The organism is Pseudomonas sp. JAI115 (assembly GCF_014200835.1).
Taxonomy (GTDB): domain Bacteria; phylum Pseudomonadota; class Gammaproteobacteria; order Pseudomonadales; family Pseudomonadaceae; genus Aquipseudomonas; species Aquipseudomonas putida_A.
In genome coordinates this window covers 366,303-384,987 of record NZ_JACHCY010000006.1, presented here as the reverse complement: position 1 = coordinate 384,987, position 18,685 = coordinate 366,303, and the positions used below count along the sequence as shown (strand labels likewise).

The window sequence follows — 18,685 nt, the reverse complement described above, 5'->3', positions numbered from 1 at the left end:
GTCTCCCACGGTCTGTACTGGTCAGAGTCAGAATCGAGTCTGTAGTCCCGCCCACCCCTTCAAGTCTAAACATACAAGCGAGCCTGCTCGCGAAGGCATCAGTTCAAACAACGCAGATCAACCGGCCGAAACTCAAAGCCCCGCCGTCACCTTGCTCGCCACCTCCCCCGGCACCCACGCCCTCCACACCTGCGGCTGATCGCGTAAAAATGCTTCGGCTACCTGCCGTGGTGGCTGGCGTTTTTCGCTCATCCCGGCCAGCGTCTGGTTCAGCAGATCAATCGGCAAATCGACTTTCTCGAAGAACGACACCAGCTCCGGGTATTGCGCCTTGAACGGCGCCGACACGCCAATCGCCAGGCTGGCCGGCATCGAGCGGGTGCCCTTGGGATTCGGGTTGTTGGCATCGGCCAGGGTTTTCCAGGCTTCAGCATCGAACGGCGGCTCTTCGAGCTTCACCAGTTTGAAGCGCCCGAGCAACGGCGTCGGCGACCAGTAGTAGAACAGCACCGGTTTGCCGCGTTTGATCGACGACGCCACCTCGGCATCCAGCGCCGCGCCGGAGCCGGTGCGGAAGTTGACGTAGCTGTCGGTCAGCGCATAGGCCTTGAGCTTCTGGCTGTTGACGATCTCCGAAGTCCAGCCGGTCGGGCTGTTGAGGAAGCGTCCACGGCGCGGGTCTTCCGGGTCGCGGAACACGTCCTTGTAGCGCGGCAGGTCGGCCACCGATTTCAGCTCCGGGGCCAACGGTTTGATCCCGCGTTCGGGGTCGCCCTTGATCACGTATTCCGGCACCCACCAGCCCTCGGTCGCGCCCTTGACCGTATCGCCAAGGCCGAACACCTTGCCTTCATTGGCCGCCTTGACCCACGCCGGACTGCGCCCGGCCCATTCCTCGCCGATCACCTGAATATCGTTTTTCGCCAGCGCCGCTTCCAGGCTGACGGTGCTGCCCGGCAGCGTGTCGGTCGGGTACCCGTAACCTTTTTCGACGATCAGGCGCAGCACTTCGGTGATGAAACTGCCGCTTTCCCAGGTGATGTCACCGAAGTGGATCGGTGCGGTTTTTTCCGCCGCCGAAACAGCGCCGACGCTCAGGCTCAGCGCCAGCAACGAACGGCCAAGCAGGGTTTTGATCGATCTCATGCGGACCTCTTGTCTGTCAGGATTTGGTTGGCGCTGTGGCGATCGCACAGGGCTTGGGAGCGGCTCATGTAAACGCTGACCGAACGCTGGGAGATGCCCAGTTCGGCGGCGATTTGCGGATAGGTCAGGCCATCGATCCGTGCCAGCAGGAAGGTCGAACGGACCTTGCCCGGCAGGCGTTGCAGGCTGTGATCGAGGCGTTTGAGGGTCTGGCTCAGTTGCGCGAGGTCTTCAGGCGAGATAGCGACCTCGACGTCGATCTGCTGCGCATGCCGGCGCTCCAGATCCGCCCGGCGCCAGCGCTGATAAAGCAAGCGCTGAGCAATCGTGGTGAGCATCGCGCGGGGTTCGCGAATCGCCGTGATACTGGGCGCCTGAAGCAATTGCGCGAAGGTTTCGGCGGCTATGTCTTCCGCGCCTGCGGAGTCGTGCAGATGTCGGCTCAGGTAAGTGCACAGCCAGCGGTAGTGGGCGCGGAACAGAGCGTCGAGATGATTGCGGTGAGCGGTGTCGGCGCCGGACATAAGGGCTCCTGGGTAAGGGTCGCTGAATGTCCGGTGATCCGGTGGCGCGATCGTAGCAAGGCGCCTTATGCATTAATAATATTTATATTTCATCCTTATATTCTTTTTGGCGATATAAGGCTGTTCAGCGCAAGCGGCCGTAGCCCAACTCTTCAGCCTCACGTTGATAGTCGAGCAAGATCTGATAATCGCTTTCGCTGGCGGGCAACACTTCAGGCAAGCCGAGGATCTGCGCCACATCAGGCAATTCACGCAACGCCTGATTCATTACCCGGCGCAACTGTCCGATCTGCTCATTCGTGGCAGTCGCGGCGGTGATAAACGGCAACGTCGGGCTGAACGCACTACGCGCCACAACCCGCAATCCGTTGACCTCCTCAGGTGCGTATTGCGCAAGGCAGGCATAGGTCACGCTGTCGATCGCCGCCAGATCGGCGCGCGCTTCACGCAACCAACGCAGACTTTCGCGGTGCGCCCCACTGATGCCGACCGTGGCGAAAAACTGCCCGTCGCGGTGTAAGGGCGCCAGACGCTGGCGCAACAGGTTCATGCCGCTGTTGGAGTCGTCACTGTTGATCACCCCACGGCTGCCGCGAAAATCCGCCAGGGTTTTGCGCGTATCGTCAGCACGGCTGAGAATCAGGCTGCAGTGATTGCCGGCGCTGGCGTCGGGCAGTTCGTAGCGTGGACGTCCGACGATGCGCACCTGATCGCGCAGCAAGGTCATCAAGGGATAGCCGCAGGTCTGGGTCAGCAGCAGATCCGGCGACAACCAAAGCTCGGGGAGCGACAGGCTTGCGGCGTTGAGGCGGGAGTGGCCGAGATGTTCGAGAATGCGAGAGATCCAGCGTTCGTTGGCCAAGCGGATGGGCTCGGGGGCGGTGTACATCAGCAGTTCGAGGTGGTGTTGGGTCATACACATTATTCCCGGACAACAGATTTCCACTGTAGGCCTTCGCCTGCTCGCGAATGCGGTGTGTCAGCCTCCATATGCGTTATTGACACACCGCTTTCGCGAGCAAGCCCGCTCCCACAGGGGTTTTGTGGTGTTTTTGAGGTTAGTGGTAAGGATGTTGCGGACTGTCGATCGGCCTGAATCCATGCTGCCGCCACAACTGCCCATAACCCTGCACCAGAAACCCGCCACTGCGCGCTACCCACTGCTCGCGGCGCATCCGGTAGGCCGCCGGCAAGTCATACCACGCCAGCCCCGGCAGGTCGTGATGCACCAGATGAAAATTCAGATTCAGAAACAGCCAGCGCCACGGCCAGCCGGCTTCGTTAAGCACGGTGCGCTGCTCCGGCTGAACGTGCGGGCGGTGTTCATAGTAGGAGCGGATCATCGCGATCGACAGTGCCGGCACACTGATCAGCAGCAGGTAATGCCAGACCGGCAACACGCTGAAGCGCGCGATAAACCACAGCATCAACACGCTGAACGCACCGTGGGTCAGCCACATCGACCAGGCCTGACGCTCGCGGTTTTTCAGGCGTTGCAGTTCTTCGGCAGCCAGTGCGATCAATCCCAGCGGCGCACCAATGATGAAGCGGCCGATTACGGTTTTATTCAGCCAGTGCAGGCTGCGTTCGAACAAGGAACTGCCCTGCCAACGCACGGCCGTCAGATAACGGCTTTCCGGATCGATACCGGGCACAGTCAGGTGTTCATCGCGGTGATGCAGCAGGTGGCTGTCGCGATACAAGGTATACGGGTACCACACCGCAAAAGGTGCGTAGCCGAGGATTTTATTGAAAAGCACCGAGCGGGTCGGATGCCCATGCAGCAACTCATGCTGCACCGACAGCCACAGCACCAGCAGCGGAATCAGCAGCAATGTGCTCAAGCCGCGACCGAGCCAGTGGCTGTTGAGGATGATTGCGAACCAGCCGCCATACACGCCGATCAGCAGCAGCCACGTCGGCCATTCGGTGCGGGCGGTGAAGCGCTGGCGCAGGGTTTCGATCTGCTGGCGATGGTCGGCATCGAAGTAATTCGGCATGGCGTGGCTCGGAACGGGAGTCTTCCCCTTCTGTGCAACGAAGCCGAGCAATCTTGCAGATTATTTTTGCGCTGAAACGGGAGCCCGGGGGACGGGCTCCCGAAGGACGTGATCAATGACCGAAAATATCGACCTTCTTGGCTTTCTTCTCCGCACGCTTTTCAATCGCCGTCTTCACCGGTTTCTTCTTCGCGGCTTTCTTTGAATCCATACCTTTGGACATGATGCGTACTCCACTCACAGGGATGTAGGCTCAGGTATACACCTATCGCGCGGCGCGCGTTCTTTTATAATCGGCGCTTTGCCCGCCGCCAGTCCGATCCCATGCCCGATACCCGATACGTCCTGCTCGACGAGCCTTTGTGGCCGTTGATGAACAAGTTTTACCGTAGCCACCAATCGTCGATGAAGGCGGTGCGCGATGCACAGTTGTGGGTGGCGCGGCGCGAGGACATCGTCGCCGCGCTGTGCCTGCGGCCAGTGGCGGGCGGGTATTGGCTGACCGGGCTGTTTGTCGATCCGGGTTGCCGTGAGCAAGGGATCGCCGCGCAGTTGATCGCGGCGGCAGTGAAGGATCTGCAGGAGCCGGTGTGGCTGTTCTGTCATCCGGATTTGCGCGGTTTTTATGAGCGGCGTGGCTTCAGTTTCGACCCTGCCCTGCCCTACGCGCTGGCCGAACGCTTGAGCCGGTATGCGCGGAGCAAGCCGATGATTGCGATGGGGCTGGAACCACATTCAATCTAAGATCACAGATACCCTTGTGGGAGCGAGCCTGCTCGCGAAAACGGTGTGTCAGTCACCAAATTGATCACTGATCGAGCACATTCGCGAGCAGGCTCGCTACCACATTGGAAAGTGAAGGTAGTCTCAGGATCAGTCGTCGGCTGCGGGATCCAGATCCGGGAACATCACTTCGGTAAAGCCGAACTTGCTGAAATCGGTAATCCGCGACGGATACAAGCGGCCGATCAGGTGATCGCATTCGTGCTGCACTACCCGCGCATGGAAGCCTGACGCCACGCGTACGATCGGCTCGCCCTTGGGATCAAAGCCTTCGTAGCGAATCTGCTGATAACGATCCACCGCACCGCGCAGGCCGGGCACCGACAGACAGCCCTCAAAGCCCTCCTCGGTCAGCGGACTCAGCGGCGTGATCAGCGGATTGATCAGGATCGTCTGCGGCACCGCTTCGGCGTCCGGATAACGTTCGCTGTGCTCGAAACCGAAGATCACCAGTTGCAGGTCGACGCCGATCTGCGGCGCGGCGAGGCCGACGCCACCGACACTTTCCATGGTCTGGAACATGTCATCGATCAGTTGCCACAGCTCGGGGCTGTCGAACATTTCCGGTGGCACCGGCGGAGCGATGCGCAGCAGGCGTTCGTCGCCCATTTTGAGGATTTCACGGATCATGGTCGGGCTTCGTCAGTGTCCGGCTTGAGCGAGTGGTCGCGCCCCAGGCCAGAGACATGTTGTTTGGGATATTCATCGAGTTCGCCGGGGACTTTCTCGCCCTCGTCCTTGCCCTCGCTGGACATGTGTTCGATCACCGCATTCATTTCGGCGCCGAGCAGCAGCACCGCCGAGGAAATGTAGAAATACAGCAACAGCACGATGATCGCCCCGATGCTGCCATACATCGCGTTGTAGTTGGCGAAGGTTTTGACGTAGAACGCAAAGCCCAGTGAGGCGATGATCCACACCACCACGGCGAGTACCGAGCCGGGGGTGATGAAACGGAATTCCTGTTTGACGTCGGGCATCACGTAATAGATCAGCGCCACCGCGACCATCATAAGGATCACGATCACCGGCCAGCGCGCAATCGTCCACACGGTGACGATGAAGTCTTCCAGCCCTACCTGCGCGGCAATCCAGCCCATCACTTGCGGCCCGAGCACCATCAGTGCGGCCGCCACCAGCAACATGCCGGCAATGCCGACGGTGTAGAACACCGACAGCGGAAAACGCTTCCAGATCGGCCGGCCCTCGACCACGTCGTAAGCGGCGTTCATCGCACTCATCATCAAGCGCACACCGGCAGATGCGGTGTACAGGGCGATGACGATACCGACCGAAAGCAAGCCGCCCTTGGACTGCTGCAATTGATCGATCACCGGGTTGACCTGTTCCAGCGCCTGCGGTGGCAGCACCAGTTCCGACTGCAGGCGCAACCAGGTGAAGAAGTCCGGCAGGTGCAGGAAACCGATCAGGGCAATCAGGAACAGAATGAACGGGAACAGCGAGAACAGCATCTGGTAGGCCAGTGCCGAGGCGTAGGTCGACATCTCGTCGTCGACGAATTCAGTGACCGTGCGCACCATCACCCGGTGCAGTGGCAGACCTTTCATGTCTGGAAAAATCATTCGCGTCTCCTTTCGCCGCATTACAGGTTGAAGTCGTGGCGACTCAGGGGCCGTTTTCTACATCACGGTAGCCTACTTGGCGACCTTCGTGGATGGCTGTCGGTTTTTGACACAAAAACGGCCATCCTTGGATGGCCGCTCGTGTGTTTCGTTCAAGGCGGAATTACGCCTTGTCGACACCTTTCTTGATGGCGTCTTTGGCTTTGCCGACAGCTTGCTGGGCTTCGCCTTTTTTCTCTTGCAGTTTGCCTTCGGCTTGCAGCTTGGTGTTGTCGGTGGCTTTGCCGACGCCTTGCTTGACGTTGCCGACTGCTTCGTTAGCCATGCCTTTTACTTTATCGCCAGTGCTACTCATGGTGTTTCTCCTTGGTGCATTGAAGGGGAAAAGTCAGTACGTAATGATTGACTGGCCGGGTTTGCCACGAGTTTCATTTATTTTTGCCCTTCATTTCGTCGTGCCATGCAGGTTGGGCTTTATGTTTGCCCCGCAAGCCCCGAGAATGCGCACCTATGGGCGCCGTGCGCCAACGATCAGATCCCGCAGGAATGTTATGAAACTCGATAAAAAGCAGGCCATTGCCCGTCGCAACCAGGAACTGGGCGGCGCTGTGCTCGGCACCAACAACTGCCACTTCGCCGAATTGAACCGCAACCGCAACATCTGGTGGTTCGACCTGCCGGTGACGCGCCTCGCCGTCGGTCAGTACGAGTGGATTCACCTGCTGATGCACACCCCGGCCACCGACGAACTGCTGCACCTGAAAGTGCCGACGGTGTTCCTGCGGGAAAAGCTCGAAGGTCTGGTGATTCGCAACGAAGGCAAGCGCAAGGCGGCGTTGAGCCTGGAATTGAGTGCAGACAAGGATTCGTATCTGCAGGACATGCGTCCGGCGGGAACCAACGTGAATTTCGCGCCGTTCCGGCAGTAACCGAAAAGCTTCGCGAGCAAGCCCGCTCCCACATTTGACTGTATTCCAACTGGAGGAACGCGGTTGAGTGTGGGAGCGGGCTTGCTCGCGAAGGCGGCATCACAGTCACTACAGATCCACCACCTACTCCAACAAAAAGCCCCGCATCTGCGGGGCTTTTGCTTCAGGCGGCGGACTTGGCCTTGATCTTCTTCAGCTCTTCATCACGCAACTCACGGCGCAGTATCTTGCCGACGTTGGTGGTCGGCAGCGCATCGCGGAACTCCACCGAACGCGGCACCTTGTAACCGGTGACGTTGGCGCGCATGTGGTCCATCACGGTTTCCTTGGTCAGGGTCACGCCCGGTTTGGCCACGATAAAGATCTTGATCGCCTCGCCCGACTTCTCGTCCGGCACGCCGATGGCCGCGCACTGCAACACGCCCGGCAGGGTCGCCAGCACGTCTTCCAGTTCGTTGGGGTAAACGTTGAAACCGGAGACCAGGATCATGTCTTTCTTGCGATCGACAATGCGCATGTAGCCATCGGGCTGGATCAGCGCGATATCACCGGTCTTCAGCCAGCCTTCGCTGTCGAGGATCTCGTCGGTGGCTTCCTGACGCTGCCAGTAGCCCTTCATCACTTGCGGGCCCTTGACGCACAGCTCGCCGATTTCGCCCATAGGCTGCTCGACACCGGCATCGTCAATGACTTTGCACAGGGTCGACGGCACCGGAATGCCGATGGTGCCGATCTGAATGTTCTGGATCGGGTTGACCGTGGCCACCGGGCTGGTTTCGGTCATGCCGTAACCTTCGCAGATCGAGCAACCGGTCACTGCTTTCCAGCGCTCGGCGGCGGCCAGTTGCAGGGCCATGCCGCCGGACAGGGTGACTTTCAGATTGGAGAAATCCAGCTTGCGGAAACCTTCGTTGTTGCACAGCGCGACGAACAGCGTGTTCAGGCCAACGAAGCCGCTGAACTTCCACTTCGACAGTTCCTTGACCATCGCCGGCAGGTCGCGCGGGTTGCTGATCAGGATGTTGTGGTTGCCGATCAGCATCATCGCCATGCAATGAAAGGTGAACGCATAGATGTGGTACAGCGGCAGAGGGGTGATCAGGATCTCGCAACCTTCATTGAGGTTGGAGCCCATCAGCGCCTTGCACTGCAGCATGTTGGCGACGAGGTTGCGATGGGTCAGCATCGCGCCTTTGGCCACGCCGGTGGTGCCGCCGGTGTACTGCAACACCGCGACATCGCTGCTGTGCGGATTGGCTTCGGCCACCGGCTGACCCTGGCCCTTGCTCAGCACGTCGTTGAACTTGACGGCTTTGGGCAGGTGATAAGCCGGGACCATCTTCTTCACGTACTTGATCACGCTGTTGATCAGCAGGCGCTTAACCGGCGGCAGCAGGTCGGCGACTTCGGTGACGATGACGTGCTTGACGCCGGTCTTCGGCACCACGGCTTCCGCCAGGTGCGCCATGTTGGCCAGGCAGACCAGGGCTTTGGCGCCGGAGTCGTTGAATTGGTGTTCCATTTCCCGCGCGGTGTACAGCGGGTTGGTGTTGACCACGATCAGCCCGGCGCGGATCGCACCGAAGACGGCCACCGGATACTGCAGAACGTTGGGCAGTTGCACGGCGATTCGATCACCGGGCTGCAAGTCGGTATGCTGTTGCAGATACGCGGCAAACGCACCGGACAATTCGTACAGTTCACCGTAGGTGATTGTCTTGCCCAGGTTGCTGAAAGCCGGCTTGTTGGCGAAGCGTTGGCAGGATTGCTTCAACACTGCCTGAATATTCGGGTACTCGTCTGGATTGATGTCGGCAGCAATTCCAGCCGGGTATTTATCCTTCCAAAAGTCTTCGATCATGGAAGCCCACTCCTCAGCAACGCGAATTCTTCACCGCATTTGATGCGATTATTATTGGTGTGTGTTTTGTATTGGTGAATCTGGCTTTTCTACAGGCCGAGAAGTCACAAAGCGCGCCGAGAGTAGCAGCTTTGCCGAGGGCCGACTAGAGCCAAAAGCGTCCTCCATGGTCACTTTAGTGACTCAAGACTTTCCAGCAGTCATTTTAGAGCAAAAATCCTATACACCCCTGAAAGCCCCGGTTTTCCGGGACTTGAAAGCAAAAGATCGCAGCCTGCGGCAACTCCAACAGGGAATACATTTCCCAGGTAGGAGCTGCCGCAGGCTGCGATCTTTTCGCTTCTGCTCTTTAAGCGATATCGCGCAACTCCCGCCGCAGAATCTTCCCGACCGGCGTCATCGGCAACGACTCACGCAGCACGATGTGTTTTGGCACCTTGTAAGCGGTGAAATTCTCTTTGCAGTACGCCTTCAGTTCTTCGAGGCTGACCCCGGTTTCCCGCGCCACCACAAACAGCTTCACCGCTTCGCCCGAACGCTCGTCCGGCACACCGATCACCGCGCAGTTGGCGACTTTCGGGTGGGCCATCACCACGTCTTCGATCTCATTGGGATACACGTTGAAACCGGAGACGATGATCATGTCCTTCTTGCGATCGACGATGCGCACAAAACCGTCCGGGTCGATCACCGCAATATCACCTGACTTGAACCAGCCCTCGGCATCCAGCACTTCGGCGGTGGCTTCGGGTTTGTGCCAGTAGCCTTTCATGATCTGCGGGCCTTTGATGCACAGCTCGCCACGCTCGCCCATCGGCTGCTCGACACCCTCGTCATCGATGACCTTCAGCAGCGTACGCGGCACCGGCAGACCGACGGTGCCCAGACGCGACTTGTCGCCATACGGGTTGGTGCAGGCCACCGGCGACGTTTCCGTGAGGCCGTAACCCTCGGTGATGCGGCAACGGGTGATCTGCTCCCAGCGCTCGGCGGTGGCCTTGACCAGCGCGGTACCGCCGGAGTTGGTCAGCTTGAGGCTGGAGAAATCCAGAGTCTTGAAGTCCGGGTGCTCCATCAGCGCGACGAATAACGTATTCAGTCCGAGCAACGCCGAGAAGCGCCAGTTCTTCAGCTCTTTGATGAAGCCTGCGATGTCCCGCGGATTGGTGATCAGCACGTTGTGGTTGCCCGATACCATCATGCACATGCAATTCGCGGTGAAGGCATAGATGTGGTACAGCGGCAGTGGCGCCACCATCACCTCCTGCCCTTCGCGCAGCAGCGGCTGACCGTCAGGCCCCAATTGCGCAAGACACGCGCGCACCTGCTGCATGTTCGCCACGAGGTTGCCGTGGGTCAGCATCGCGCCCTTGGCCAGGCCGGTGGTGCCGCCGGTGTATTGCAACACGGCGATGTCGTCGAGACCGACCTTCAACGGCTTGATCCCCAGACCACGGCCCAGGCGCAGCGCACTCTTGAACGAAATCGCCTGCGGCAGCGAATAGTCCGGGACCATTTTCTTCACTTTGCTGACCACGGTGTTGATCAGCCAGCCCTTGGCGGTGGGCATCATGTCGCCCATCTTCGCTTCGATCAGGTACTGGATGTCAGTGTCCGGCAGCACTTCCTGGACCTTCTGCCCGAACATGTTCAGGTACACCAGCGCGCGGGCACCGGAATCCTTGAACTGGTGGCGCATCTCGCGCGCGGTGTACAGCGGGTTGGTGTTGACCACGATCAGCCCGGCGCGCAAGGCACCGAACACGGCAATCGGATATTGCAGCACGTTGGGCATCTGCACCGCGATGCGATCCCCCGGCACCAGATCGGTGTGGGCTTGCAGGTAACCGGCGAACGCCGCGCTGTAGCGCTCGAGTTCAGCGTAGGTCAGGGTCACGCCCATATTGCTGAAGGCCGGACGGTCCGCGAATTTCTTGCAGGAACGCTCAAACACCTCGATCACCGACTTGAACTCGCCCATGTCGATGTCCAGTGGTACGCCGGCGGGGCGTTTGTCATTCCAGAAATCAGGTTGCATTGTTCTTGTCCTCTTTACCTGAATCGATCCGGGAGCCGCTTTTCTGTGGTTTCGCGCTGATCCCTGAGGGCACAAAGCAAAAAGCGGAGCTTCACGGACACTAGCAGTTATGGCCATTGAGGCAAATATGGGCGATGGCGACATTGATCGTATGAATCTTCCTGCCGTGGCGTGAGCTGATCTGACGCGCTATACAATGCAACGACTGCGGGCCGATACCGCTCGATAAAAAGGAATTGCCATGATCCACCGAGGCTTTTGGCTGGACGCGAGTGACCGCAGCCGCCTGTTCGTCAACCAGTGGCTGCCCGCCGCGCCCTTGAAAGCGCTGATCCTGCTGGCCCACGGCATGGCCGAACACAGCGCGCGCTACGAGCGGCTGGCGAATGCGTTCTGTGAACAAGGCTACGGTGTGTACGCCCCGGATCTGCGCGGCCATGGCAAGACCGCCGAACACGGGACGCTCGGGCATTTCGCCGATGACGACGGCTGGTGCAAGGTGATCGGCGATCTGGCCAGCCTCAATCAGCACATCGGCCAGCAGCATCCCGACGTGCCAATCATCCTGCTCGGGCACAGCATGGGCAGCTACCTCGCTCAGGGTTACCTGCTGCATCACAGCGCCAGCCTGCATGGGGCGATTCTCAGCGGTTCGAACTTCCAGCCGGTGGCGCTTTACGGCGCGGCGCGACAAATCGCCCGTTTCGAAAAACTGCGTCAGGGTGGCAAGGGCCGCAGTGCGCTGATCGAGTGGTTGTCGTTCGGCTCGTTCAACAAGAAATTCAAACCGGCGCGCACGCCGTTCGACTGGCTGAGCCGCGACCCGGTCGAGGTCGATCTGTATGCCAACGACCCGTTGTGCGGCTTCCGCTGCACCAATCAATTGTGGATCGACCTGCTCGGTGGCTTGCAGCAGATCAGCAAAGCGTCCAATCTCGCCCAGATCGACCCGGGCCTGCCGCTGCTGGTGATCGGCGGTGAATGTGATCCGGTGAGCGAAGGCAAGCGTCTGACAGATCTGGCCGAAGCGTTGCGCTCGGCCGGCAGCCAGAACCTGCAACTGAAGATCTACCCGCAGGCGCGGCACGAATTGTTCAACGAAACCAATCGCGACGAAGTGATTGCCGATGTGCTGACCTGGATCGACCAGGCGCTGAGCCATCGCCGCCCCCATCGCAGCGAATAATTTTTTGTGGATTCACTTTAATCCGTCACAGGAATCAAGACCGATGACCCAGGTTACCAACATCCCTTACGAAGCCCTCGAAGTCGGCCAGACCGCCAGCTACAGCAAGACTGTCGAAGAGCGCGACATTCAGCTGTTCGCCGCGATGTCGGGCGACCACAACCCGGTGCACCTGGATGCCGAGTTCGCCGCCGCCAGCATGTTCAAGGAACGCATCGCCCACGGCATGTTCAGCGGTGCACTGATCAGCGCGGCCGTGGCGTGCGAGCTGCCTGGGCCGGGCACCATCTACATCGGTCAGCAGATGAGCTTTCAGAAGCCGGTGAAGATCGGCGATACCCTGACCGTGCGCCTGGAAATCCTCGAGAAGCTGCCGAAGTTTCGCGTGCGCATCGCCACTCGCGTGTTCAACCAGCGCGATGAGCTGGTGGTGGATGGCGAGGCCGAGATTCTCGCACCGCGCAAGCAGCAGACCGTGACCTTGCCGACGTTGCCGGCGATCAGCATCGGCTGATCATCAGGTACACAAAACAAAAGTGGGAGCGGGCTTGCTCGCGAAGGGGTCGTGTCAGCAACAGCATCGTTGCATGACACACCGCTTCGCGAGCAAGCCCGCTCCCACAGTTTTTTAGCGTGGCTTACGAACGAGCGCGAGCCTGGTTACGCAGGGCTTTCACCTGGTCGTGATTGCGTTGTACGCCGTGGTACTGACGCTCAACCAGGTCACGAATACCGACCAGGCCGTGCTTGTTGATTTTCTCGATGGCTTCACGATAAGCCTTCAGGGCATGGTCTTCACCGCGCTCGGCTTCGTTCAGTACAGCCTCTTCGTCCTTGCCAGTGAACATGGCTTTGACGTCGACCCAACGACGGTGCAGGTCACCGCTGACGCTGGTAGAGGTTTCCGGATCACCGCCCAGTTTACGCACTTCAGCCTGCAGTTCAGCGGCGGCAGTCGCGCAATCGGCAGAACGGGTCACGAACAGGGTTTTGAGTTCTGGATGCTTGATGTCTTCAGCGCAAGTCTTGAACCCTTCCTGGCCGTCCTTGCAGGTTTCGATCAGGTCGTTGAGTACAGAGATCGCTTCTTTATTCATGTCAGTCATTTTTCAATTCCTTGCGGTTGGTTGAAGATGCAAGGGTTATTGCAGTGTGCGTGCCAGTTTTTCATTCAAAAATAAATCGTTATTTTTCAATAAGTTAAAGATATTTGAACTATCTGTATCACGGTTATTTGCATGATCTGTCATTTGGCCTGCATGCAGAATGCCTGTATTTTCCTGACTGATTGAATCCAGATGACTGCCACTGATGAATCCTGAAAAGCTTGAGCTGTTGATCACCCGTGAAATGCCCTTCGGCAAGTACAAGGGACGGATCATTGCCGACCTGCCGGGGCCTTACCTCAACTGGTTCGCCCGCGAGGGTTTTCCTCACGGCGAACTCGGCGGACTGCTGGCGCTGATGCAGGAAATCGACCATAACGGCCTGTCGGATCTGCTCGAACCACTACGCGCCAAACACGGCAAACCTGCCCCGCGCCACTGAAGCGCCCTCCTCCCTAGAGCCTCGACCATGCCTGACAACACCCGCCGCGCCCGTGACGAAGCATTCTGGCAAACCTTCGCCGATCGTTACGAAGCGCAAACCGGCCCGCTGAACCTGGAGAACGGTTACTTCGGGCGCATGTCGCGCACAGTGATCGAGGACTATCAGCGCAATATCGAGCTGATCAACACCAACAACTCGGTGTACGTGCGCCAGCGTTTCGAACAGCACGACAGCCTGGAGATCCGTGCGCAACTGGCCGAGACCATCGGTGTGCGCGCGCAGAGCGTGGCCTTCACCCGCAACGCCAGTGATGCGCTGCAATCGCTGATCCGCAATTACAATCGCCTGCTTCCGGGCGATCAGGTGCTGATCAGCGACCTGGAATACGACACGGTCAAAGGTGCCATGCGCTGGCTGTCACGCCATCGCGGCGTCGACGTGATCGAGATCAACCACACTCACCCGGCCAGTTTCGACAGCCTGCTGGACAGTTACCGCGAAGCCTTCATCCGCTATCCGAAACTCAAACTGATGGCCCTGACCCATGTCACCCACCGCACCGGTCTGGTGATGCCGGTGCAGGCCATCGCCGAACTGGCGAAACAGCATGGCGTGGACATCATCCTCGACGGCGCTCACGCCCTTGGCCAGATCGAGTTCAATCTGGAAGCGATGGGCATCGCCTTCGCCGGTTTTAACCTGCACAAGTGGATTGGCGCGCCATTGACCCTGGGCTTTCTGTACATCGCCCCGCAGCGCCTGGCCGACATCGATCCGGACATGGGCGAAATGCACTTTCCGGCCAGCGACATCCGCGCGCGCACGCCGTACAGCACGCCGAACATTCCGGCGCTGATGTCGCTGCCGCTGGCGCTCGAGGAGCACCGCTCGCTCGGCGGCGCTGCGGCCAAAAGCGCCCGGCTCAATTACCTGCGCAACCTGTGGGTGAGTGCCGTGCGGCACCTGCCGGGGATCGAGGTGATGACCCCGGACGATCCGCGCCTGTATTGCGGAATCACCTCGATGCGTTTCACTCGCCACGCCGATCAACAGGCAATGGTCGAGCGCCTGCTCAACGAGTACAACCTGTTCACCGTGGTACGCAACGGCGCAGCGAGCGGGCCGAGCATTCGCATCACGCCGGGGCTGACCACCACTGCGGCTGACATGCAGTTGCTGACCCGTGCACTCAACGAGCTGCGTTGATCGGTTCACACGGTGTACTTGTCGAAGTCCTCGGGTTTGATCTGCGACGAGGCGGCAAAGGTGTCGATGCCGATGGTCAGGTGGCCGAAGAAACCGTCCTCGTGAGAGTCGCGGCCGATCGGCCACACGGTCAGGGTCGAATCTTCGCCGCGCATGTTGCTGTAGTAGCTGTCATCGGCATTGTTCAAGGGTGTCGAGGCTCGCCCGCGATAGTCACGGGCATTGAGCACCGCGCGTGACACCACTTCGGGAAAATACAGCTGACCGACCCAGGCCACGTTGCGCTCCTCCAGATATTCACTGCCGCTGACCATGCGCACCGCCACATGAATGTGCAGCGCCCGACCGGCATAGAACCCGGGATAGATGGTGGTGAAGCGCACCCGCCCCTGCTGATCGCAGAACTGGCTGCCACGCAGATAGGTGTCATCGTCGGTGCGCGGCACTGAGCCGATGGCATCGGAGTCGACCTCCAGATCCGGATTGATCCGGCTCCACCCTGAATAGGCGCCTCGTGCATTGCAGTGCCAGATGTCCACCAATGCTCCGCTCACCGGTTGACCGGTCATCGCATCGACAATGCTCAGGCGCAGCAGCAAGGGCAGGCCTTCAGCGCCTTCGCTGATGTTGCGCCGCAGCAATTTGGGATTGCGAAAGTACGGCCCGGCGATCTGCTCGGGGGCCAACTGATAGATCGATGGTGACGGTGCGGTTGAAGTGTCTCGTTCCATGACGCGTTCTCTTTTCCATAAGATGAACGCAGATTAACGGCGCACGAGCCCCGCGGTGCGGTAACTATGTGTCGCGCCGTTTCCATGAGTATTTTTGCCGGGCAAAAAAAACGGTGCACCGACCAAGCGCACCGTAAAGCCGTAGAACACACAACGAAGTGTCAGGTAAAACGTTTAGTCCAGCAGCGCCAGGGCCTCGGCGGTGCATTCCTGAATGCGCGCCCAGTCGCCGTTCTTGATCCATTCGGGATCGAGCATCCAGCTGCCGCCCACGCACATGACGTTTTTCAGCGCCATGTAGCTCTTGATGTTGGCCGGGCCGACGCCACCGGTCGGGCAGAATTTCACTTCGCCGAACGGGCCGCCGAGGGCCTTGATCGCTGCCACGCCACCGCTGACTTCCGCCGGGAACAGCTTGAAGCGGCGATAGCCCAGGCCATAGCCTTCCATGATGCCAGAGGCGTTGCTGATGCCCGGCAGCAGCGGAATCGGGCTGTCGACGCTGGCTTCGAGCAGGTCACGGGTGATGCCCGGGGTGACGATGAATTGCGAACCCGCCGCTTCCGCTGCTGCAAGCATGTTGCGATCAAGCACGGTGCCGGCACCGGTCACCAGTTCCGGACGCTGCTCACGCAGGATCTGGATCGCCTTGAGACCGAACTGCGAACGCAGGGTCACTTCCAGCGCGGTCAGGCCACCGGCGGCCAGAGCGTCGGCCAGTGGCAGCACGTCCTGCTCACGGGCGATGGTGATCACTGGCAGGATCCGCGCCTTGGCGCAGAGGCTGTCGATCAGGGCAACTTTGTCCGCCATGGAAACGGTCGGGGATGGATTTTTCATAGCGGCTGATCCTTGGCTCATGGGCACCAGTAAATCTCTAACGTAGGTTGCAGAAACGCGCGCACCGGCATGGCCGCGACGTCGTCGGATGCCAGTGCGGCATTCAGAGTGGTCAGTTTCGACTGACCGGAAATCGACAGAATCTTGTGCTTCGCCGAAGCCAGCAGCGCACGGCTCATGGTCAGACGTTGACGCGGCACACTCGGCGCCAGCATCGGCCAGCAGCGACGGCTGCCGTCAGCCTGCAAGGCTTCAGTCAGGTTCGGGCTGTCGGGGAACAGCGACGCGGTGTGACCGTCATCGCCCATGCCCAGCACCAGCACGTCGATCGGCGGCAATTCCGCGAGCAGACGGTCGGCCTGTTCCGCAGCCTGCTCGACGTTGGCCGCCGCGCTGTAGAGGCTGAGGAGCTGCGCCTTGGCGGCCGGGCCTTTGAGCAGGTACTGCTTGAGCAGGCCGGCGTTGCTGTCGGCGTGTTCGACCGGTACCCAGCGTTCGTCGGCGAGGGTCACGACGACCTTCGACCAATCCAGCTCCTGCTTGGCCAGGTGCTGAAAAAACGCCACCGGGCTGCGACCGCCTGAGACCACCAGCACCGCGTTGCCGCGTGCAGCGATGGCATCGCTCAACTGCTTGGCGACGTTCAGCGCCAGACCTTCGGCCAACAGCACCGGGCTCTTGAATTCGTGGGCATTCACGCCCGCGGGCAGTTTCACATCAGATATCGCCATACCACGACCTCCCGTCCCGCGTGATCAGTGCAATCGAGCTCATCGGCCCCCACGACCCGGCCGCATACGGCTTGGGCGCGTCACCGGACTTCTTCCAGCCGGCGATCAACTGGTCACACCACTTCCACGCGGCTTCGATTTCATCTTTACGGACAAACAGGTTCTGATTGCCGTTCATCACTTCCAGCAACAACCGCTCGTAGGCGTCGGGGATCCGCGCACTGCGCCAGGTGTCGGAGAAATTCAGTTGCAGCGGGCCGCTGCGCAGTTGCATGCCCTTGTCCAGGCCTTGCTCCTTGGTCATCACACGCAAGGAAATGCCTTCGTCCGGTTGCAGACGGATGATCAGTTTGTTGCTGATCTGCAGACGTTGTTCCGGCGCAAAGATGTAGTGCGACGGTTCCTTGAAGTGGATGACGATCTGCGACAGTTTCTGCGGCATGCGCTTGCCGGTCCGCAGGTAGAACGGCACGCCGGCCCAGCGCCAGTTGCGGATGTCGGCACGCAGGGCGACGAAGGTTTCGGTGTCGCTCTGGGTGTTGGAGTTCGGCTCTTCGAGGTAGCCCGGCACGGACTTGCCTTCGCTGTGCCCGGCGATGTACTGACCGCGCACCACTTGGGTGGTCAGGCCTTCCGGGCTGATCGGCGCCAGGGCCTTGAGCACTTTCACCTTTTCGTCACGGATGCTGTCGGCGGACAGGTCGGCTGGCGGGTCCATCGCAATCAGGCACAGCAGCTGCAACAGGTGATTCTGGATCATGTCGCGCAGCTGGCCGGCCTTGTCAAAGTAGCCCCACCGGCCTTCGATGCCGACCTTCTCGGCCACGGTGATTTCCACGTGGGAGATGTAATTCTGGTTCCACTGGGTTTCGAACAGGCTGTTGGCGAAACGCAGCGCGATCAGGTTCTGGACGGTCTCTTTGCCCAGGTAGTGGTCGATGCGATAGGTGCGGTTCTCCGGGAAGAACTGCGCCACGGCGTCGTTGACTTTGCGCGAGGATTCCAGATCGGAGCCGATCGGCTTTTCCAGCACCACGCGGGTGTTTTCTGCCAGACCGACTTTTGCCAGGTTCTCGCAGATCGCGCCGTACACCGCTGCCGGTGTGGCGAAGTAGGCAATCATGCGTTGCGCGCTGCCGGCCGCTTCGGCCAGCGCCACATAGTCTTCAGCCTTGAGGAAGTCGACGTGCAGGTAGCTCAGGCGCGCCAGAAAGCGCTCGGCCACGGCCTCGTCCAGCTCTTTGCCGACGTAACGGCGCAATTCGGCGGCGATGAACGCCATGTGCTGCTGCTCGGAGCCGGGTTCACGGGCCAGCGCGATGATGCGCGTGTCCTCGTGCAACAGGTCGGCGCCATCGAGGTGATAAAGGGCAGGAAACAGCTTGCGCAGGGCCAGATCGCCCAGAGCGCCGAACAAGGCAAAGGTGCACGGTTCAACCGTAATCGAAGGCATGATGTTTGTTCTTTTATCAAGTTAAGCTACAAATACCTTTTTTCAAGGCATCACTCAAGGGAAAATGTAGTAATAACCACAACATTTTCGCAAAATACAGATTCCGAGTGGTGGTCGGTCGGA

General features: G+C 59.8%; 20 protein-coding genes. 6 read left to right on the top strand and 14 right to left on the bottom strand.

Translation table 11 applies throughout. The features are described 5' to 3' along the window. Positions 1–132: 132 nt before the first annotated feature. From HDC30_RS17205 to HDC30_RS17190, 4 genes are all read right to left on the bottom strand, one after another. Positions 133–1,146 (bottom strand): ABC transporter substrate-binding protein, encoded by a 1,014-nt coding sequence (locus HDC30_RS17205; protein ID WP_027612580.1) that lies wholly within the window; start codon positions 1,144–1,146, stop codon positions 133–135. Further along, positions 1,143–1,670: a sigma-70 family RNA polymerase sigma factor gene (locus HDC30_RS17200; RefSeq protein ID WP_027612579.1), complete on the bottom strand. Its 528-nt coding sequence runs from the start codon at positions 1,668–1,670 to the stop codon at positions 1,143–1,145. The genes HDC30_RS17205 and HDC30_RS17200 overlap by 4 nt, the downstream gene beginning before the upstream one ends. Before the next feature lie 124 nt (positions 1,671–1,794). Then, complete coding sequence (locus tag HDC30_RS17195; RefSeq protein ID WP_183784128.1) at positions 1,795–2,586, bottom strand: phosphate/phosphite/phosphonate ABC transporter substrate-binding protein; 792 nt, start codon at positions 2,584–2,586, stop codon at positions 1,795–1,797. A gap of 142 nt (positions 2,587–2,728) precedes the next feature. Beyond that, on the bottom strand, positions 2,729–3,670 hold the full coding sequence (locus HDC30_RS17190; RefSeq protein WP_183784126.1) for a fatty acid desaturase: 942 nt from the start codon (positions 3,668–3,670) through the stop codon (positions 2,729–2,731). 324 nt (positions 3,671–3,994) lie between these two features. Between HDC30_RS17190 and HDC30_RS17185 the strand changes: the two genes are divergently transcribed. Further along, positions 3,995–4,414: a GNAT family N-acetyltransferase gene (locus tag HDC30_RS17185; protein ID WP_183784125.1), complete on the top strand. Its 420-nt coding sequence runs from the start codon at positions 3,995–3,997 to the stop codon at positions 4,412–4,414. Between the two features lie 129 nt (positions 4,415–4,543). Here the strand turns inward: HDC30_RS17185 and def are convergent, their stop codons facing one another. From def to HDC30_RS17170, 3 genes are all read right to left on the bottom strand, one after another. Further along, positions 4,544–5,083 (bottom strand): peptide deformylase, encoded by a 540-nt coding sequence (def, locus tag HDC30_RS17180; RefSeq protein ID WP_103522058.1) that lies wholly within the window; start codon positions 5,081–5,083, stop codon positions 4,544–4,546. Continuing rightward, positions 5,080–6,036: a YihY/virulence factor BrkB family protein gene (locus tag HDC30_RS17175; RefSeq protein WP_183784123.1), complete on the bottom strand. Its 957-nt coding sequence runs from the start codon at positions 6,034–6,036 to the stop codon at positions 5,080–5,082. Before HDC30_RS17175 ends, def begins: the two co-directional genes overlap by 4 nt. Positions 6,037–6,199: 163 nt before the next feature. Next, the gene (locus HDC30_RS17170) at positions 6,200–6,391 is read right to left on the bottom strand and encodes a CsbD family protein (protein ID WP_027612573.1); all 192 of its coding nucleotides are present in this window, start codon (positions 6,389–6,391) and stop codon (positions 6,200–6,202) included. Between the two features lie 196 nt (positions 6,392–6,587). On the opposite strand from HDC30_RS17170, the gene HDC30_RS17165 reads away from it, so the two are divergent. Next, the gene (locus tag HDC30_RS17165; RefSeq protein ID WP_007969330.1) at positions 6,588–6,965 is read left to right on the top strand and encodes a hypothetical protein; all 378 of its coding nucleotides are present in this window, start codon (positions 6,588–6,590) and stop codon (positions 6,963–6,965) included. A 163-nt stretch (positions 6,966–7,128) separates the two neighbouring features. Here HDC30_RS17165 and fadD1 read toward each other — a convergent pair whose 3' ends face one another. Both fadD1 and fadD2 read right to left on the bottom strand, forming a co-directional pair. Further along, positions 7,129–8,826 carry a long-chain-fatty-acid--CoA ligase FadD1 gene (fadD1, locus tag HDC30_RS17160; RefSeq protein WP_183784121.1) on the bottom strand — a complete coding sequence of 566 codons (1,698 nt, stop codon included), beginning with the start codon at positions 8,824–8,826 and terminating at the stop codon, positions 7,129–7,131. A gap of 349 nt (positions 8,827–9,175) precedes the next feature. Then, positions 9,176–10,864, bottom strand: a complete 1,689-nt coding sequence (fadD2, locus tag HDC30_RS17155) for a long-chain-fatty-acid--CoA ligase FadD2 (RefSeq protein WP_183784119.1) — start codon at positions 10,862–10,864, stop codon at positions 9,176–9,178. Between the two features lie 241 nt (positions 10,865–11,105). Between fadD2 and HDC30_RS17150 the strand changes: the two genes are divergently transcribed. Next, complete coding sequence (locus HDC30_RS17150) at positions 11,106–12,050, top strand: alpha/beta hydrolase (protein WP_096795063.1); 945 nt, start codon at positions 11,106–11,108, stop codon at positions 12,048–12,050. A gap of 43 nt (positions 12,051–12,093) precedes the next feature. After that, positions 12,094–12,564: a MaoC family dehydratase gene (locus tag HDC30_RS17145; RefSeq protein WP_003227420.1), complete on the top strand. Its 471-nt coding sequence runs from the start codon at positions 12,094–12,096 to the stop codon at positions 12,562–12,564. Positions 12,565–12,688: 124 nt separating this feature from the next. On the opposite strand, the gene HDC30_RS17140 is transcribed toward HDC30_RS17145, so the two are convergent. Then, complete coding sequence (locus HDC30_RS17140) at positions 12,689–13,156, bottom strand: PA2169 family four-helix-bundle protein (RefSeq protein WP_003227422.1); 468 nt, start codon at positions 13,154–13,156, stop codon at positions 12,689–12,691. Positions 13,157–13,361: 205 nt separating this feature from the next. On the opposite strand from HDC30_RS17140, the gene HDC30_RS17135 reads away from it, so the two are divergent. Both HDC30_RS17135 and HDC30_RS17130 read left to right on the top strand, forming a co-directional pair. Further along, positions 13,362–13,598 carry a DUF3820 family protein gene (locus tag HDC30_RS17135; protein ID WP_003227425.1) on the top strand — a complete coding sequence of 79 codons (237 nt, stop codon included), beginning with the start codon at positions 13,362–13,364 and terminating at the stop codon, positions 13,596–13,598. A gap of 27 nt (positions 13,599–13,625) precedes the next feature. Further along, positions 13,626–14,807 carry an aminotransferase class V-fold PLP-dependent enzyme gene (locus HDC30_RS17130; RefSeq protein ID WP_183784117.1) on the top strand — a complete coding sequence of 394 codons (1,182 nt, stop codon included), beginning with the start codon at positions 13,626–13,628 and terminating at the stop codon, positions 14,805–14,807. Positions 14,808–14,812: 5 nt separating this feature from the next. On the opposite strand, the gene HDC30_RS17125 is transcribed toward HDC30_RS17130, so the two are convergent. The 4 genes from HDC30_RS17125 to zwf all read right to left on the bottom strand — a co-directional run bounded on the left by HDC30_RS17125 (position 14,813) and on the right by zwf (position 18,562). Beyond that, positions 14,813–15,538, bottom strand: a complete 726-nt coding sequence (locus HDC30_RS17125) for an intradiol ring-cleavage dioxygenase (protein ID WP_098965238.1) — start codon at positions 15,536–15,538, stop codon at positions 14,813–14,815. 174 nt (positions 15,539–15,712) lie between these two features. Further along, positions 15,713–16,378 (bottom strand): bifunctional 4-hydroxy-2-oxoglutarate aldolase/2-dehydro-3-deoxy-phosphogluconate aldolase, encoded by a 666-nt coding sequence (locus tag HDC30_RS17120; protein ID WP_003227433.1) that lies wholly within the window; start codon positions 16,376–16,378, stop codon positions 15,713–15,715. A 17-nt stretch (positions 16,379–16,395) separates the two neighbouring features. Further along, complete coding sequence (pgl, locus tag HDC30_RS17115) at positions 16,396–17,109, bottom strand: 6-phosphogluconolactonase (protein ID WP_097085911.1); 714 nt, start codon at positions 17,107–17,109, stop codon at positions 16,396–16,398. Next, positions 17,096–18,562: a glucose-6-phosphate dehydrogenase gene (gene zwf, locus HDC30_RS17110; protein WP_097085913.1), complete on the bottom strand. Its 1,467-nt coding sequence runs from the start codon at positions 18,560–18,562 to the stop codon at positions 17,096–17,098. The genes pgl and zwf overlap by 14 nt, the downstream gene beginning before the upstream one ends. Positions 18,563–18,685 lie beyond the last annotated feature (123 nt).